The sequence below is a fragment of the Nitrospiria bacterium genome, from assembly GCA_036397255.1.
In the GTDB taxonomy this organism is placed as follows: domain Bacteria; phylum Nitrospirota; class Nitrospiria; order DASWJH01; family DASWJH01; genus DASWJH01.
In genome coordinates this window covers 16902-34040 of sequence record DASWJH010000055.1, presented here as the reverse complement: position 1 = coordinate 34040, position 17139 = coordinate 16902, and the positions used below count along the sequence as shown (strand labels likewise).

The window sequence follows — 17139 nt, the reverse complement described above, 5'->3', positions numbered from 1 at the left end:
GATTCACAAGAAAAAGAATTCACGTCCTAATGACCGCATTTGGGTTTATCCCTCTTCGGCAAAAGCAAGCAACGCGATATTCCGGGCCCGTTTAATGGCTACACCTAAGTCACGTTGGTGTTTTGCGCAGTTCCCTGAAATCCGGCTGGGAATAATCTTTCCCCGATCACTTAAAAAGTCCCGAAGGAACTGAGTATTTTTATAATCCACCCACAGGACTTTTTCCACACAAAAACGGCAGGTTTTTCGTCGCTGAAAAAATCTCCTTTTTTCCATGATTCTCCTTCTTTAAACGTTCATAAACCCTTTAAAATGGAACATCATTATCTACCACATCTTCTTCTGGAAACGGTGGCCCTTTTTCTCCAGGCGTTTCCTGCTTCTTGGGAAGGAAACGAACACTTTGGGCCACGACTTCGTGTTTACTTCGCTTTTGCCCATCCTCTGTCTGCCAACGTCGCTCCTGAAGCCGGCCCTCAATAATCACACCGTTGCCCTTATTTAAATATTGACTACAGTTTTCGGCCTGTTTTCCAAACACCACAATATCCACAAAACAAACATCCTCCCTGAATTCCTCACCTTGTTTAAACCGGTGGTTAATAGCCATCCGAAAACTGGCCACCGCAGTTCCTCCCGGGGTGTATCGAATTTCAGGGTCTTTGGTCAGGTTTCCCATGAGGATAACTTTATTAAAACTGGCCATGAGCTATTTCTCCTTGTTTTCCTCTGATCCCTCGGTAGAAACACTGGGGTCCGGAACAGGCGGGTGCTCTAAACGAACCGTCATATATTTGATCACCGAATCATCAAGCATATAATTGCGTTCTAAATCGGAAATCAGCGGCCCGTCTCCTTTTAATTGGATTAGGTTATAGATCCCTTTTTTCTCCTTTTTAACTTCATAAGCCAACCGCCTTTTACCCCACTGCTCGGTTTTGAGGATTTCACCCCCATTTTTTTCAATAATCTTCTTAAATTTTTCTATTAATTGGGTATTGGCATCTTCTGTAAGAGATTGCCGACAAACAAAAATGGACTCATATTCTCCCATGGATTTGACCTCCTGGATGTAAAGCCCTTAAGCACGATAAGAGCGAGGAAACTTCTCGAAAGGGGGCACCTTTTCGTTTTGTACCCCCATTTTCCCATAACAATCTAAGTCTCGTTTTTAACATATCCTCACGTTTGGAATCAAGGGAGGATAGGCAAATTAAACATGAAATCGAAAAAAAACATTATCGCCATCCTGAATCACATAATCCTTTCCTTCCACTCTCAAAAGGCCTCTTTCTTTGATCTTTTGAACGGAACCTGCTTCACATAAATCAGAATAGCTCATAACTTCTGCCCGGATAAATCCTCTTTCCATATCTGAATGTATTTTTCCTGCGCCCTGCGGGGCTTTGGACCCTTTGACCACGGTCCAAGCCCGAACCTCCTCTTCACCCCCTGTAAAAAATGTCAATAGGCCCAGGAGCCCATAGGCGGCATTAATCAACCGGTTTAACCCAGGTTCTTCGAGGTTCAGCTCCGATATAAATTCTTGCTTTTCCTGAAAGGACAAGGTACTCAACTCTGCCTCGGTTCCCCCAGCTATGGCAATTACCAGGGTATGCTCTGACTGGGCAATTTCCTCAACCACTTTCAGGAACCTATTCTCACTTTTTGAGTCATAATCGGAGATATTGGCAACATACAGTAAAGGTTTTAAAGTTAATAAATGGTAATCTTGAATCATATCCCTCTGCTCAGGCTCCATTTGGAAACCTCTGAGGGACCGCCCTTCATTTAAAATCTTCTGAAGGGTCATAATGAGAGCTAACTCCTCCCGTTCAGATTTTCCTCCTGATTTGGCTTTTTTCTCTATTTTTTGAATTCGCCGGTCAAGAATTTCCAAATCCGATAAAATCAACTCAGTTTCGATGATTTCAATATCCTGTTTAGGATCCACTTTCCCCGCAGTATGGATAACCTCAGGATCTTCAAAACATCGAACCACATGGAGGAGAGCATCCACTCCCCGGACATGTCCCAAAAATTTATTTCCCAAACCTTCTCCTGTGCTGGCCCCCTTGACCAACCCAGCAATATCAACCACTTCCACAATCGTGGGTGTAACTTTTTTGGGACGGTAAATCTTCTCAAGTACCCCCAGCCTGGGATCAGGGACAGGGACGACCCCCACATTTGGATCGATGGTACAAAAGGGATAGTTCGCCACTTCTGCTTTGGCCGAGGTCAGTGCTTTAAAAATGGTTGACTTTCCAACATTGGGAAGGCCAATAATTCCGCAATTAAATCCCATGATAGCGCCTAAGCTGTTTTATCCTGTTTAGAAGTTAGGACCAAAAGGGGGCCATGATGGGAACAATAAGTAAAGCCACAATGTTTATGATCTTAATCATCGGATTGATTGCAGGACCCGCGGTATCCTTGTAGGGATCTCCCACCGTATCACCTGTGACCGCCGCTTTATGAGCCTCACTTCCTTTTCCCCCGAAATTTCCATCTTCAATGTATTTTTTCGCATTATCCCACGCGCCCCCACCGCTGGTCATGGAAATGGCCAAAAAAATGCCCGTAATAATGCTTCCCACCAATACGCCTCCCAAAGCAATGGGACCCAAAAGAACACCAACTAAAATTGGAATGACTACGGGAATGAGACCTGGGAGGATCATTTCTTTAATGGCGGCCCGTGTAACAATATCCACGGCTTGGCCATATTCGGGCTTCCCCGTACCCTCCATTATCCCCTTGATTTCTCTAAATTGACGACGGACCTCTTCCACTACTAGCCCCCCGGCTTTTCCAACCGCCTCCATCGCCAAAGCACCAAAAAAATAAGGAAGAAGCCCCCCAATAAAAAGGCCCACAAGGACTTTCGGGTCAGCCAGGAGAAAGGTAACCTTCAACCCCATCTTTTCAAGCTCTTCGGTATAAGCGGAAAACAACACAATAGCAGCCAGCCCTGCGGATCCAATGGCATATCCTTTGGTCACCGCTTTAGTGGTATTTCCCACCGCATCGAGGGGATCGGTAACCGCCCGAACGCTTTTAGGAAGCTCCGCCATTTCAGCAATGCCCCCCGCATTATCAGTGATGGGGCCATAGGCATCAATTGCCACCACAATCCCTGTCATGGAAAGCATGGAAACGGCGGCAATGGCCACACCATAAATTCCCGCAAAGGAATGGGCGGTGATAATTCCAGCCGCAATCACAATGACGGGAAGGGCCGTGGCCTTCATTGAAACAGCTAAGCCCGCAATAATGTTGGTGGCGTGGCCTGTTTGGGAAGCCTCCGCAATATGACGAACCGGCCAATATTGTGTTCCAGTATAATATTCCGTAATAACCACGATCGCCCCGGTAACCAATAATCCTACCAAAGCGGGAATATAAAGCTCAAACACGCTATACCCGGCTTCCCCCCCCATTAACCAGGTGGTCACAGGATAAAAAGCCACTGCAGAGATCACGGCACTTGAAATTAAACCTTTATATAAAGCCCCCATGATGTTATTTCCTTTTCCCAAACGAACAAAAAAGGTCCCAATGACCGAGGCAATAATAGAAACCCCGCCTAATACCATTGGATAGACAAACGCGTTGAGGCTTTCCTGATAAATCAATACTCCCAGGAGCATTGCAGAAATTATGGTTACGGCATAGGTTTCAAATAAATCCGCGGCCATTCCCGCACAATCCCCCACATTATCCCCCACATTGTCCGCAATCACAGCGGGGTTCCGGGGATCATCTTCAGGGATCCCAGCCTCTACTTTTCCAACCAAGTCGGCCCCCACATCTGCCCCTTTGGTAAAAATGCCTCCCCCCAACCGGGCAAAAATGCTGATTAAACTACCCCCAAAACCTAACCCCACCAGCGCATTAATCGTCTTGTTTAATTCAATTCCCATTCCCAACAAAATGGATGAATACCCTGCAACCCCCAAGAGGCCTAATCCGACCACTAATAGCCCCGTAATGGCTCCCCCACGGAAGGCAACGTCCAACCCCTGTGCAAGGCCCGATTTGGCCGCTTCGGTCGTCCGTACGTTGGCCCTGACAGAGACCCACATACCGATATACCCCGCAGCTGCCGATGCTACCGCCCCGATGGCAAACCCAATGGCCGTTAAGAGCCCCAAAGTCATTGCAAGAACCACTAATAAAATAACACCCACAATTCCGATAGCGGTGTATTGTCGATTCAAATAAGCCTTCGCTCCTTCCTGAATCGCTAATGCAATTTCCTGCATCCTATCTGACCCCGGATTGAGCCCTAAAATCCATTTTGACGAAAAAACTCCATAAAGAAGGGCTATCACTGAACACCCTAAGGAGAAAATTAATCCCATTTGTACAACGCTCACGTCATCCTCCTCACTCATATTGATTACAATTCGCTATTGAACTGATTCATGGTTTTTTAAATTCCCTAAAACACCACCGCCTGGATGGCTTGAAAACTTTGATCACCACCTTTTCCAAAAATCTTATTTTCCGGAAAAGAAAAAGGGGCTAAAACAAATTCTGACGGTCGGCTCTAACCGGGAGGCCGTCCAATACCTATTTTTAGACGATTAAAATGGTGGGTTCCTAAAGAGGTGATAAAAGACCGGATCCCATGTCCCCCATAAGCCCCTGTTGCCTTCCGGAAGATCCGAGCAAATGGCAAGTCCCGATCGTCATGAACCACAACCAAGTGCGTGTGGTCATTTTCTTTTTTTTTCACCCACCCAGCAATCGTGGCCCCACCTACGTTCATAAAGGTCTTGGGTTTAACCAGAAGGGAAGACTTTCCATCCATTCTCACCTTTCCGATTCATACCATTGGGTCTTCCTGATAAAAAGGTATTCGCCGGACGGAAGCAACCCGTTCAACTCTTCGGTACGCTACACTATGCTGGGAATTTTTGTAACGTGATACGGGATTTTCCAATCCAACAATAACTTTCAAAACGAAATCCACGAACTAATTTATTCCTTTTCTTTCTTGGATTCCTTCTCCTTCTTAGGTTCTTCTTTTTTCTCTTCGCCTTTTGCTGCTTCTCCTTCTTTCTTCTCCTTACTCACCACTTCAGGTTCCTTTACCTCTGCCTCTGCCGGACTGGCCAAGAGCTCTTCAAGTTTGGCCTCCGACATCGGAGCGGTTACCGAAACGACTTTCATTCTTTCCTCTTCTAAAATGCGCACCCCTTCCTCCACCTTTAGGTGTTTCACGTTGAATGATTCCCCCAGCCGCAACTCTGATACATCCACCGGAACCTTCTCAGGAATTTGCAAAGGAAGACATTCAATTTCAATTTCACGAAGATGAGTATGAAGAACACCCCCTTCTGTTTTAACCCCAACCGGAACACCTCCGGTAATTTCAAGGGGAACCTTTACCCGGATCATGGCGTCCATAGCCACTTCAAATAAATCCACATGCAGTAGTTTTCCGGTTACGGGATGATATTGAAAATCCCTAAAAATAGCGGTACGTTCTCCTTTCTTTTTTAATCCATTAATTTTTAAATTCACCAAGGAATTTTCACCTCCCGAAGACCCAAGGGATTTTCCCAATTCCACTGAATTTAGGGTAAGTTGTAGGGATTCCCCCGAACCAAAAAGAATTCCAGGAATTTTCCCTTCTCTTCTCAAACTCCGGGCAGGCCCTTTGCCACTTTTTTCCCTTAAATCAACTGATAAATTTATACGTTTCATCCTTAGACTCCTAACATTTTTTCCTAAACAAACAATGAACTTACCGAATCCTCTTCGTGAATTCGCTTTATCGCCTCCCCCAAAAGAGGGGCAACTGAAAGCACTTTAATTTTGGAGCAGAGGTCCTTCTTTTTTCCCAAGGGAACCGTGTTGGTCACGATAATTTCCGTTATGGCTGAGGAATTTAAATGGTCTAATGCTGACCCGGATAAAACCGGGTGGGTACATCCAGCTAAAATTTCGCTGGCTCCTTTTTCATCTATTGCCCTTGCACTTTGCGCTATGGTTCCTGCCGTATCAATCATATCGTCTAATATTAAGATATTTCGTTTTTCCACCTCACCAATAATATTCATGAGTTTCGTTTGATTGGGGCCTTCCCTTCGTTTATCAATAATAGCCAATTGGGCATTGAGGCGTTTCGCAAACGCCCGAGCCCTCTCCACCCCTCCAGCATCAGGGGACACCACCACCAAATCTTGAATGTTTTTGGATTTAATATAATCGAGCAAAACTGGCGTTGCATATAAATGATCCACTGGAATATTAAAAAACCCTTGAATTTGTCCCGCATGAAGGTCCACGGTCAGAACCCGGTGGGCCCCCGATGTGGTAATCAAATCGGCCATGAGTTTGGCAGAAATGGGAACTCTGGGTTGGTCTTTCCGATCCTGCCTGGCGTAGCCGAAATAAGGAATGACAGCGGTAATTCGATGAGCGGACGCCCGTTTCATCGCATCGATCATCAACAGTAATTCCACCAAATTATCGTTTACCGGTGAAGAGGTGGATTGTATAATAAAGATATCCATCCCCCTCACATTCTCATCAACCCGCACTAAAATCTCACCATCGCTAAAAGTAGAAAGGGTTGCCCTTCCTAAAGAAACACCCAAAAAACGGCAAATCTCCTCCGCAAGCTCCAAATTGGAAGATCCGGAAAAAAGCTTGAGTTTCCTATTCATCCCTTAACCTCATATCCGCCCTTTCTAAAATCTGTTTACACCCACCTAAATTCTCAAAAAAAATGGCTGGGGCGCCAGGATTCGAACCTGGGAATGCGAGATCCAAAATCTCGTGACTTACCGCTTGTCGACGCCCCAATTTGGTCTCAAATTTTTTAATTTTTAAAACCCAGGCTAAATTCTAAGTTTTGACAGTTCCTTTTTCCAGGGGGACCGCTCCAGAGTAGAAGTCTCCCGGACCATCCATCCGGGACCTGTTTTTAAAGCTTTTTTAGCCCGTTTCATTTTCTCGGGGTTTTCAAATATTGCAAACACTGTTGAACCACTTCCAGACATGAGTGTCATTAAGGTACCCAGCGCCTGCAAATCCTCCTTTATTTTTTGAACCTGGGGATACTGATTAAAAACAACCGATTCAAGATCATTCCGGAGAGATGCCAAGACATCTGGGAAGGAAAACCGTGGTTTCTCGAAATCGCTGATTTTAAATTGCTCTTGGACAATTGTCAACCACTTTTTTAACAATCCCAAAGATTCAGGTTTTGGAAAGGTTTTCTCCTGATGGATGTTTTGTTGTGCCTGGAAGGATCGGAAAACCCCACCTGTGGAAATAGATATCCCCGGATTCACTAATAAAACAGATAAAGGTGTCCCCCCTTTAAGAGGAACCAATTTCCCTCCTTTTTCCAATGCTAAGGCTAAAGGTCCTTGAAAAAAAAAAGGGACATCGGCCCCTAATTGATCTCCAAACCGGATAAGATCTCCCCGAGAAAGGTTTAGATTCCAAAGGAGATTTAAACCCAACAGGGTTGCTGCTGCATTACTACTCCCTCCCCCTAATCCAGCGGAAATGGGAATTACCTTTTTTAAAAAAATTCGAACCCCTTGGGAAACCCCGCATTCTCTTTTTAATAAAGAAGCTGCCCGAAAAACCAAATTTTTTTCTGTTGGGGGTAAAGAGGCCCCCTCTCCCTTCAGCAGAATCCCCTCTGGGGAAATATCAAAAAGAATTTCATCGCCGAAATCCACCATCTGCATTAGGGAAACCAGATCATGGTATCCGTCCAGTCTTTGGCCAATGACATGTAAAAAAAGGTTTATTTTCGCGGGGGAAAAAAGGCAAATTCTTTTATGGGTTCCTAGGGGTGTCATTTTTTCTGGCTCCGCTACAGATTGACACAAGAGGCCCTCCAATTTCAAATTTTATATTGAATTAAGGGATTGAAAAAAAACAAGAAGGGAAACGCTTTAGAGGGCCTAACCCGCTCCTTTGTTATAAAAGAAAAGGTTTCGGAGAAAATAAGGGGAGGAAAATTTTTGTGGACTCTCGGGGAAAACAGGGAATAGGGACAGACGTATTTGGAACTAAAATTTTTCTTCAGGAAATTCCTCTAAATCGTCAAAATCTTCTGGATCATTTTGTCCATTTTTTTTAATACCGTATTTTGATAAACGATAACGGAAGGAACGGAAATTTAAATGTAATAGTTTGGCCGCTTCCTTTTTTACCCAATGGGCCCGGTCCAACGCTTTGATTAAAAAGCCTTTCTCAATATGTCCCATCAGATCTTCTAAATCAATCCCCTCCTCGGGAAGATCGGTGAGGAACATGTCTTTTGAGAAAACCGACCGTTGAAGATGGTTTTCAATATCCTCCTGTCTAAGTAAATCCCCATTGGCCAAGGCCAAAGCGCGCTCTAATACATTTTCTAATTCTCTTACATTTCCCTTCCATTCGTGGGTTTTCAAAAGGTCCAGTGCATCCGAGGTAATTGCTTTTACCTTCTTTCCGCTGTTTTCACTATAATTGCTCAAAAAATGGTTAACCAATAATGGAATGTCTTCCGGCCGATCCCGCAAGGGAGGTAATTGGATGGGAATGACATCCAAACGGTAATAGAGGTCTTCCCGAAATAACCCATCAGAAACTAACTTTCCAAGATCTTTATTGGTTGCCGCAATGATCCGAACGTCCACTTTAATATCACGGGTTCCACCGATTCGTCTGAATTCTTTTTCTTGTAAAACGCGTAATAACTTCACTTGGATCGATGGAGGGGTTTCCCCAATTTCATCTAGAAAAATGGTCCCATTATTGGCTACTTCAAACAGGCCCTCCTTATTGGCAACAGCTCCGGTGAAAGACCCTTTCATATGACCGAATAGTTCACTCTCCAAAAGGGGTTCCGGTAACGCACTACAATTTACCGTGACAATGGGAAATTCCTTTCGTTTACTGTTAAAATGAATGGCCCTTGCAACCAGTTCTTTTCCGGTCCCACTTTCTCCTAAAATCAAGATATTACTTCGGCTATCCGCAACCTTCCTAATCAAATCAAAAACCTGCCGAATCCTTTCACTTTTTCCAATGATATGGTCTAAAGCACCCTTCTCCCCCAATTCGCGCTTCAACAAGAGATTCTCTTCCCGAAGGTGTCTCTTCTCAAGGGCATTTCGAATGATCAGCTTTACTTCTTCAATTTGGAAGGGTTTGGTGAGATAATCATAAGCCCCTTGCCGCATGGCTTCAATGGCAGTTTCGGTAGACGCAAAAGCCGTAATGACCAATACAATGGTTTCCTCTGAAAAATCCCTGACCATCTTAAGGAGGTCAAGGCCACTCATTCGGGGCATTTTGATATCGGTAATGACCAAATCAAAAATATCTTTTTCTAAACACTGCCGCGCAATTTCCCCATCCTCCGCTGTACTCACATAATATCCCTCTTTTTTAAGAACGATGGATAGAAAATCCCGCATACTTTTTTCATCATCAACCACAAGGATCTTTTCCACATACCCTCCAAAAATTGAAATCCAATGGGTCTTCCCTAAACAAGATGCCGGGTAAATTCAAACATGGTTGTTCAAAAAATAACCGTCATTTTACCAAGTATTAAATCGGAACCTCAACTTTTTCTATTCCCTAAATCTTTTTAAAAAAAAAGAGAATACCCGTTCCCCTATTCATAAATTTGTGCCAACCGTTCTATGGGCCATGGGAGGGCAAAAGAATTTTAAAGGTGGTGCCTTTCCCTAAATAACTTTCAACCTCAATTTTCCCACCATGATCTTCAATGATCCGATGAACAATGGCTAAGCCTAAACCGGACCCTCTATCCTTTGTGGTAAAAAAGGGATAAAAAATTTTTTCCAGGTTGACTGGTTCGATTCCTACCCCAGAATCTTGAAAAAGGACTTGAAAACAAGAAAATGAACCCTCCCCCGATCCATTCTCTCCCCCATAACCGCTATTGGCTTGCCTTGCCAAAACCCGCAACACCCCGCCCTCTGGCATCGCTTGAACCGCATTAATGGATAAATTCCAAAATACCTGTTTCATTTGGTCGGGGTCCACTGAGGCGCTCAAAAACCGGTCTTCGGGCTCAAAAAACACCTTAATATTTTCTCTGTAGTCTTGGGCTTGTTTAAAAAAATCTAAGGTTTCCAATAATAAACTTTTTAAATCACATTTTTTCCGGTTTGGAGGGGAAGGTTTTGCGTAACGAAGAAACCCTGTAATGATGGAATCCAATCGCTCCGTCTCACGAAGAGCAATGTTCATCAGGGTTTTTTGTTCATCATTGAGCAAAGGTTCTTGCCTAAGAACCTGCATGGACCCACTTAAGGAAGCCAAAGGGTTTCGAATTTCATGGGCCATGCCTGCGGCCATTTCCCCAATGGTCGCCAATTTTTCTTTTCGTTTCATTTCCTTTTCCATTTCCCGAATGTGGGTTAAATCCTGAAAAATCCCAATAATTCCTGTACTATTTCCCTCGCTCCTAAGATCCGAAACGGTCACACCCAATAGGAGCTTGGTTTTATCTTTGCGGTGGCATTCTCCGTCAAAACGATAGGGAAGGCGGATCTTCCTTGGAACGGAAAACACTTCCTCTAATTTTTCTAAATCCAAAACCTCCCAACACCGCTTTCCCCGGATTTCATCCGAAGAAAATCCTGAAATTTCCCCCGCAGCCCGGTTAAAAGAAGTCAGTCTCCCTTCCAAATCCGTGGTCAGAAGCCCACTGCTCATACTATGAACAATATGTTCATGGTACCCTTTTAGTTCTGTTAAACCCTTGTCTTTTTTAAGGAGAGCTTCCCCAGTCTTTCTTAGTTTCTCCGATACCCCACCACTGGCATAACCCACCAAGAAAAAAGCAATGATGTTGAGAAAAAGAATATAAAAGGTCTCTTTGCTTGTCAAGCCACCCGAGGTTAAAACAGGAAAAACCTCATAGTATTGGAGATCAATGAGACCTCCGTAAAGAAGAGACGCAATGGCGGCTGCCCCTACCCCTCCCTTTCTGGAAAGGATCATCCCCGATGAAAAAACCGAGATTAAATATAAAAAAGAAAAGGGACTCTGAACCCCCCCGGTTACAAAAACCAGGCCGGTTTCTAAGATCAAATCAAGAACAATTTGGCCATAGGCGAAGGCATATAGGTAGGAAGACGTTACCTGGTTCAAGGAAAGAGCGTAAACAATCGTTAACAGGTAAGTCGCACCGATAAGAAAATAAAAAGAATGAATGGAGCTGAGTTGTCGGCCGAATCCTACTTGCAAAAGGAGAGAAGACCCCAAAAAAATTGTCACCACACTGACCCGCAGCCCCAATAACCATTTCAAGCGCCTGCGGACCTCTTCCCCTTCTTCTCGTGATAGCGTCTTGTTCACAAAATCATCAGGTCGGGACCTCGAAAATTATTTTTTGAGGTTTTTCTTTTTACCCTACAATAGAGGCCATTTTGAATATGGGTAAATACATGGAAATAACGATAAACCCAATCACCACTCCAAGGAAAACCATCAGCATGGGTTCAAGAAGAGAGGTAAGCCCTGCTACAGCGGTATCCACTTCGTCATCATAGAAATCAGCAATTTTCCCAAGCATTGCATCAAGGGCTCCCGTGGCCTCACCCACGGAAATCATTTGTACAACCATGGGGGGGAAAACTTTTGTTTTCTCTAACGGTTCTGAAACGGTTTTTCCTTCACTAATGCTTTGACGGGCAACCAAAAGGGCTTCTTCAATCACCTTATTTCCGGAGGTTTTTGCAACAATTCCCAAACCATCTAAAATTGGAACGCCACTGCTGATCAGGGTTCCCAAGGTACGGGTAAATTTGGCAACAGCTGCTTTTCGGACAATCGGACCAAAAACCGGTGAAGCCAAAATAATTTTATCACAAAATCTCCGGCCCTTTTTATTTCCGTAAAAAAATTTCAACCCAAAAACACTGGCGATCACTCCCCCAATAATCAAAAGAAAATTGGATTGCATAAATTCACTGGTAAACATAACGATCCTGGTTGGGGTGGGAAGGACCCCTCCAAAATCAACGAACATTTTGGCAAAGGTGGGGATCACCCAAACCATCAGAACCGATATAACCACCACCGCCACACCCACAATGGTCGCGGGATAAAACATGGCGGCTTTAATTTGGCTTTTTAGCTTCATCACTTTTTCAATATGCTTGGCGAGGCGGTTTAAAATGGTATCTAAAATTCCTCCAGCCTCCCCGGCGGACACCATACTGACGTATAGGTCATCAAAAATCTTGGAATGTTTTTTAAGCGCATCCGCATAGGTAGACCCGCTTTCCACATCTTCTCGAACATCCTGAATTGCTTTGGCCAGCAATTTATTTTCGGTTTGCGCCCCTAAGATTTCCAAACATTGTACGAGGGGTAACCCTGCATCGATCATGGTTGCAAATTGCCGTGTAAAGACCACGATATCTTTATCCCCGACCCCACCCCCCAAACCGGGGATTTCCATTGCAAGAAGACCGGCCTTTTGCTGTTGAATGGACGTCACCAGAATATTTTGTTTCCGCAATAGACTGATCACTTCTTCCCGGGTTTTTGCAACCATTTGCCCTTTTTGCAAAGAACCCTGCTTATTTCTTCCGGTCCAGGTAAAAGTCGCCATAATTCCTCCTAAGGACTTTGGGGCGTGGAGTAACCCCATTGATCCAAACTCAAAAATTTTGCCCTTTTTGTTTATTGGGCCATTCGTTGCTCTTTTCCAGTTCCAACGGGAGCCCCACCCCCTCCTCGATTCATCATTGAAATGAGCTCGTCAGGTATACTGGATCTACCCACCGCATCATCGTAGCTGACCAAACGTCTCAAGTACATTTCAAACAGGGCTTGGTTCATTGTCTGCATTCCAAATTTATTTTGTCCTGTTTGCATGGTGGAATAAATCTGGTGAATTTTGTCTTCGCGGATCAGGTTTCGAATAGCAGGGTTTGGAACCATAATTTCCATGGCCAGCAACCTTCCTTGGCCATTCGTTTTCGGAAGCAACTGTTGGCAAATTACCCCTTCCAAAACAAAAGAGAGTTGGGCGCGAACCTGCTGCTGTTGATGGGAAGGAAACACATCAATAATTCGGTTAATGGTCTGCGCACAGGAATTGGTATGCAGGGTGGCAAAGGTGAGGTGCCCCGTTTCTGCAATGGTCAAAGCCGCTTCAATGGTCTCTAAATCCCGCATTTCCCCGACCAACACCACATCGGGATCCTGTCTCAATATATATTTTAATGCCACCTTAAAATCGGAAGTATCCGAATTGACTTCTCTTTGATTCACTATACATTTCTTGTGGGGATGGAGAAATTCTATGGGATCTTCAATAGTGACAATATGTTCATGACGTTCCGAGTTGATCCGATCAATCATACTGGCCAGAGTAGTGGACTTTCCGCTCCCGGTTGGCCCGGTCACCAGGATCAACCCTCGGGGTTTCTTGACCAAATCATGCATCACCTTAGGAAGCCCTAACTCCTCAAAGGAAAGGATTTTAAATGGAATGGTCCGAATGGCGGCCGCAACCGCCCCGCGCTGCATAAAAATATTTGACCGGAATCGACTTAAACCTTTTAAACCAAAAGAAAAATCAAGCTCATTTTGTTCTTCAAAACGATGCTTTTGAGCATCCGTCAAAACACTGTAACAAAGCTGCTTGGTTTCAGCGGGGGTCATCGGTGGAAGATCCAAAGGAACCAATTTACCATCCACTCGGATTTGGGGTGGGGATCCAGTGGTAATATGAAGGTCAGAAGCACCTTTCTCAGTCATGGTTTGGAGTAATTGATATAAATTGGCCATCTTTTCCTTTCTTTTTTTATGATATCTTTTTTACCTTCGCCAAAAAATTTGAATTAAAAAGATCTCGCTGGAAAACTTCTTAATCGCTAAACGTAGAGCTGACCACTTCCTCTACGGAGGTAACCCCCTCACGAACCTTTTGAAGACCACTCATTCGAAGTGTTTTCATTCCTAATGACATTGCTTTTTTCTTAATTTCATCCGCAGAAGCACCCTGAAGAATCATTTCGCGAATGGCTTCTCCAATCGGCATGACTTCATACAAGGCCACCCGTCCTTTATAACCGGTTTTGCTGCAAATCTCACATCCTTTTCCTTTATATAAGGTAAGCTGGCTAACCTCGCTTTCCGAAAAACCCGCCTCCACGAGGGATTGGGGTGAAAGTTTTTCTTCCTCCTTACAGTTGCTACAGACTTTTCGGGCCAACCGCTGGGCCAATATTAAAATGACCGAAGAAGAGACCAAAAAAGGCTCAATTCCCATATTCAACAGTCGATTAATGGTGCTGGGGGCATCATTGGTGTGAATGGTGCTTAAGACCAAATGTCCCGTTAAAGCGGCTTTAACCCCAATTTCAGCGGTCTCGTAATCCCGGATTTCCCCCACCATCACCACATCTGGATCCTGACGTAAAAAAGCTCGTAGGGCGATGGAAAAGTTCAACCCTATTTCATCTTTCATCTGAACCTGATTGATTCCCATTAGGTTATACTCAACCGGGTCCTCTGCAGTCATAATATTGATCTCTGCATCATTGATGGTACTCAATGCGGAATACAGAGTAGTGGTTTTCCCGCTTCCCGTAGGACCGGTGACCAAAACCATTCCATAAGGACTGTTGATCGCCTTATTAAAATCCTCCAATGGTTTGGTTTCAAAACCCAGTTTGGTTAAATCTAAGGATAGATTGGATTTATCCAAAATTCTCATCACCACCTTCTCACCAAATAAGCAAGGAAGTGTGGAGACTCTGAAATCCACCTCTCTCTTTTTTCCGAGTTTTAATTTAATTCGACCGTCTTGAGGGAGCCGGCGTTCGGCAATATCGAGCTTTGACATGATTTTTAAACGGGAGACAGCAGCGTTTTTGATTTTTAAAGGAAGATTCATGGTGGTTCTCAAAATACCATCTAACCGAAAACGAACCCGAAACACCGTTTCAAAGGGTTCAAAATGGATATCACTGGCCCCCACCTTAATCGCATTGATTAAAACACCGTTAACCAATTTGACAATGGGTGCCTCAACATCCCTGATCCCCCCCTCGTCTTGTTGCTCTTCCACCACATCAATATTATCCAGGGCATCGCCCACAACGGAATCGAAATCCTCAACGGCGATCATCGGCCCTTCTTCGAGATGATCAAAATCCGCATCCCCCTTTAAATCCCCATCTCCGAGGGTGTAATCCCTGGCCTCCAACAAAGCGCTTTTTGCCGTTTGGGAAATTTGCAGGTTGTAATGTTTATTAATCGCGTCCACAATGGATGTCTCAGAAGCAATCACGGGGTCCACATCATAGCTGGTCATGAATTTAATATCATCGATGGCAAACACATCGGTGGGATCAACCATGGCCAAAGTAATTAATTGCCCCCTTCTTCGAATGGGGATCACGCGATGCTTGATGGCCACTTGAGATGGAATGAATTTCACCACCGAAGGATCAATTTCCTGGGTAGCCAAATCCACGGAAGGAACTCCATACTGCTGGCTTAAAAATTTTAAAAGGTTTTCCTCTTCAAGAAACCCTTGTCTAATTAGAATACTACCCAAATGTCCCCCAGCCTTTTTTTGTAAAACCAGGGAATTGGTAAGCTGATCCTCCGAAATTAAATTGGCAGCAACTAAAAGTCTCCCTATTTTTTCAGGACCCAATGTTTACCTCTGGAATTTAGAAGGGTTCAATGCTGGTTGGCTCTAGCCGTTTATTATTAAAGAGAAAAAATTCTTAAATTCAAAGCATTTTTAAAAAGATTTTTTCATAAGCTGTGTAAAGTGTACTGAAGGTTCCATTTTTTGTCAAATTTGACAAAAATCAATGTTTTATTAATATTTTCAATAAATTATGAGTTTAATAAATCTTAAAAATACAGAAAGAGGTTTATTCGAAGAAAGGAATTCGGTATGGGAAGATTTTAATAGAATAAGAAATATAAAAATAAGGGTTTAGGTCTTTTGATTTGAGAAAGGGGGCGGGTTTTAAACAGAAAAAAATGAAAAGGCAATCTAAAACTTAAAGATCATTAATTCTAACCAGTTTATTTCTTAAAAGAAAATCCGCAAGAACCAATGCCATCATTGCTTCGGCAATGGGAACTGCACGAATTCCCACACAGGGATCGTGGCGACCTTTGGTGATGATTTTGGTGGGTCGTCCTTCAATATCAATCGTTTCCTGTTCAATGGCAATGGAAGATGTGGGTTTGATGGCCAAACGAGCGATAATGGTATCACCGTTGGAAATTCCCCCTAATATTCCCCCTGCATGGTTGGATTTAAAACCATGGGGAGTAATCGGATCGCAATTCTCACTTCCCCGCAGCTGGACCACACGGAATCCATCCCCAATCTCTACCCCCTTGACCGCATTAATTGACATCAAGGCTTTCGCAATTTCCCCGTCCAACTTATCAAAAACCGGCTCTCCTAACCCGGGGGGAACGCCTTGAGCCACTACTTCTACAAGCGCACCAATAGAATCTTTCTGGGAACGAACCTTTTCAATAAGGGTTTTCATTTCCTCCGCCGCTCTTTTATCCGGGCAAAAAAGCGGGTTTTGAGAAATCTCGTTTAGGTCGATGGTTTCGATTTCCACAGACCCTACTTTCCTAATATAAGCAATGATTTTTATCTCGCTCTTAGCCAATACTTTCCTGGCAATGGCCCCTGCGGCCACCCGGGCAACGGTCTCCCGAGCGGAGGCCCTACCTCCCCCTCGGTAATCACGTATCCCGTATTTTCGAAGGTAGGTTATATCCGCATGACCCGGACGGAAAAGATTTTTAATAGAATCATAATCCTTAGATCTTTGATCCTCATTATGAATAATCATGCCAATGGGGGTACCCGTGGTGACCCCTTCAAAAACCCCGCTCAATATTTTCACTTGGTCCTTTTCTTGCCTTTGAGATGTTAAAGGGTTCTGTCCCGGCCGTCTCCGATCTAAATCTTTTTGGATCTCCGTTTCCGAAAGAACCAACCCGGCGGGACACCCATCGACAATCACCCCCAGGGCCAAACCATGGCTTTCCCCAAAAGTGGTCACACGGAAAACAACCCCATAACTATTTCCAGCCATGAAAAAACTCCGGGTAATTGAAAGAAACACC

15 protein-coding genes and 1 tRNA gene are annotated in these 17139 nt (G+C 44.2%); all 16 read right to left on the bottom strand.

Translation table 11 applies throughout. The annotated features are described in order from the left end of the window. Positions 1–45: 45 nt before the first annotated feature. Positions 46–276 carry a 30S ribosomal protein S18 gene (gene rpsR / locus VGB26_07610; GenBank protein ID HEX9757654.1) on the bottom strand — a complete coding sequence of 77 codons (231 nt, stop codon included), beginning with the start codon at positions 274–276 and terminating at the stop codon, positions 46–48. Between the two features lie 31 nt (positions 277–307). Then, positions 308–706, bottom strand: a complete 399-nt coding sequence (gene ssb / locus VGB26_07605) for a single-stranded DNA-binding protein (GenBank protein ID HEX9757653.1) — start codon at positions 704–706, stop codon at positions 308–310. A 3-nt stretch (positions 707–709) separates the two neighbouring features. Beyond that, on the bottom strand, positions 710–1054 hold the full coding sequence (gene rpsF / locus VGB26_07600; protein HEX9757652.1) for a 30S ribosomal protein S6: 345 nt from the start codon (positions 1052–1054) through the stop codon (positions 710–712). A gap of 159 nt (positions 1055–1213) precedes the next feature. Further along, complete coding sequence (ychF, locus tag VGB26_07595; protein HEX9757651.1) at positions 1214–2308, bottom strand: redox-regulated ATPase YchF; 1095 nt, start codon at positions 2306–2308, stop codon at positions 1214–1216. Positions 2309–2342: 34 nt separating this feature from the next. Then, positions 2343–4400, bottom strand: coding sequence for a sodium-translocating pyrophosphatase (locus tag VGB26_07590; GenBank protein HEX9757650.1), 2058 nt, complete (start codon positions 4398–4400; stop codon positions 2343–2345). Between the two features lie 155 nt (positions 4401–4555). Beyond that, positions 4556–4819 (bottom strand): hypothetical protein, encoded by a 264-nt coding sequence (locus VGB26_07585; GenBank protein HEX9757649.1) that lies wholly within the window; start codon positions 4817–4819, stop codon positions 4556–4558. Between the two features lie 170 nt (positions 4820–4989). After that, on the bottom strand, positions 4990–5718 hold the full coding sequence (locus tag VGB26_07580; protein HEX9757648.1) for a 50S ribosomal protein L25: 729 nt from the start codon (positions 5716–5718) through the stop codon (positions 4990–4992). Positions 5719–5741: 23 nt separating this feature from the next. Beyond that, positions 5742–6683 (bottom strand): ribose-phosphate pyrophosphokinase, encoded by a 942-nt coding sequence (locus tag VGB26_07575; GenBank protein ID HEX9757647.1) that lies wholly within the window; start codon positions 6681–6683, stop codon positions 5742–5744. A 63-nt stretch (positions 6684–6746) separates the two neighbouring features. Then, a tRNA-Gln gene (locus VGB26_07570) sits at positions 6747–6821 on the bottom strand. A gap of 36 nt (positions 6822–6857) precedes the next feature. Then, positions 6858–7865, bottom strand: a complete 1008-nt coding sequence (gene ispE, locus VGB26_07565; GenBank protein ID HEX9757646.1) for a 4-(cytidine 5'-diphospho)-2-C-methyl-D-erythritol kinase — start codon at positions 7863–7865, stop codon at positions 6858–6860. Between the two features lie 183 nt (positions 7866–8048). Further along, positions 8049–9479 (bottom strand): sigma-54 dependent transcriptional regulator, encoded by a 1431-nt coding sequence (locus VGB26_07560; protein ID HEX9757645.1) that lies wholly within the window; start codon positions 9477–9479, stop codon positions 8049–8051. Between the two features lie 193 nt (positions 9480–9672). Further along, positions 9673–11361, bottom strand: coding sequence for an ATP-binding protein (locus tag VGB26_07555; GenBank protein HEX9757644.1), 1689 nt, complete (start codon positions 11359–11361; stop codon positions 9673–9675). Between the two features lie 49 nt (positions 11362–11410). Beyond that, a complete protein-coding gene (locus VGB26_07550; protein HEX9757643.1) occupies positions 11411–12622 on the bottom strand; it encodes a type II secretion system F family protein in 1212 nt (403 codons plus the stop codon). A 71-nt stretch (positions 12623–12693) separates the two neighbouring features. Beyond that, positions 12694–13806, bottom strand: a complete 1113-nt coding sequence (locus VGB26_07545; GenBank protein HEX9757642.1) for a type IV pilus twitching motility protein PilT — start codon at positions 13804–13806, stop codon at positions 12694–12696. Positions 13807–13885: 79 nt separating this feature from the next. Continuing rightward, entirely contained in the window at positions 13886–15685 is a 1800-nt protein-coding gene (pilB, locus tag VGB26_07540) for a type IV-A pilus assembly ATPase PilB (protein ID HEX9757641.1), read from the bottom strand. Positions 15686–16043: 358 nt separating this feature from the next. Next, positions 16044–17108, bottom strand: coding sequence for a chorismate synthase (gene aroC, locus VGB26_07535; GenBank protein ID HEX9757640.1), 1065 nt, complete (start codon positions 17106–17108; stop codon positions 16044–16046). Between the last annotated feature and the right edge of the window lie 31 nt (positions 17109–17139).